Genomic DNA, 908 nt, shown 5'->3' with positions numbered 1-908 from the left:
ACCCCACACCGGCGCCCTGCGCGGCCAGGCCGAGCACCGCGCACTCGACGGCGGCGCGGGCCGCGCTGTTGCCGTGCACGGCGGCGTGCAGCGCCGTCGACCAGCGCGGCACGTCGCAGGCGTCGGCCCCGACCACGGCCTCGGCGAGCGGTCCCTGCACGGCGGCACGCACGCTCGCGGGGCTCTCCCCGGTGACCCGCCAGCTGGTCGCGGCCTCACCCCAGCCGTGGCGTCCGTCGGCGTCGACGGCCTCGACGAGCACGACGTCGACCGCCTCCGCCCGGCGCACCGCGGTGACGAACGGGCGGCTCAGCGGCACGTGCACCTCGTGCACCACCAGCCCGACGACCCCGGACCTCATGGCGTCCCGATGTCCAGCCGGCGCACGAGCCGCAGCTGCGGGGCGTCGGCGAGCTCGGGCTGGGTGCGGCGCGTGCCGTCGGGGGTCCAGCCGCGCCGCTGGTAGAACGCGAGCGACGGCTCGTTGGCCTCGAACACCCACAACGCACCGTCCCGCGCGCCGGTGGCGCGCAGGGCTCGCACGGCGGCGTCGAGCAGCACGCCACCGACCCCTCGGCCCTGGGCGTCGGGGGCGACGTACAGCGAGTGCACCCAGCCGGTGCCGTCCTGCATGGCGTACCTGGTCAGACCCAGCACGTGGCCGTCGACGGGGTCGGTCGCCACGAGCACCGGACCGGCCGGGTCGGCGAGCGCCCGGGCCCACAGCGCCCGCGCCGCCTCGTCGCTCATCCCCGCGACGGCGGCTGCGGGCAGCACCGGTGCGTAGCTCTCGCGCCAGCACCCCAGGAACACCGTGGTGATCGCGTCCAGGTCCGCCGGGCCGGCGGTGCGCAGCGCCACCGCTCCCGGCGCCGGGGCGACGGTGAGCCGCAGCTCGCGCACCGGGC

At 78.1% G+C, this 908-nt stretch carries 1 protein-coding gene and 1 pseudogene; both read right to left on the bottom strand.

What is annotated here, in order from left to right:
* Positions 1-361, bottom strand: a pseudogene (locus F2B26_RS16460) (dipeptide epimerase); the annotation flags it as partial.
* Positions 358-908: GNAT family N-acetyltransferase (locus tag F2B26_RS16455; protein ID WP_159811157.1), on the bottom strand; the 551-nt coding region annotated here is incomplete at its 5' end. The pseudogene F2B26_RS16460 and the gene F2B26_RS16455, both read right to left, overlap by 4 nt.

The organism is Cellulomonas citrea (genome assembly GCF_009829685.1).
GTDB classification, from domain to species: domain Bacteria; phylum Actinomycetota; class Actinomycetes; order Actinomycetales; family Cellulomonadaceae; genus Cellulomonas; species Cellulomonas citrea.
The sequence above is the reverse complement of the archived record's forward strand: the minus strand, read 5'-3'. Positions and strand labels throughout refer to the sequence as shown.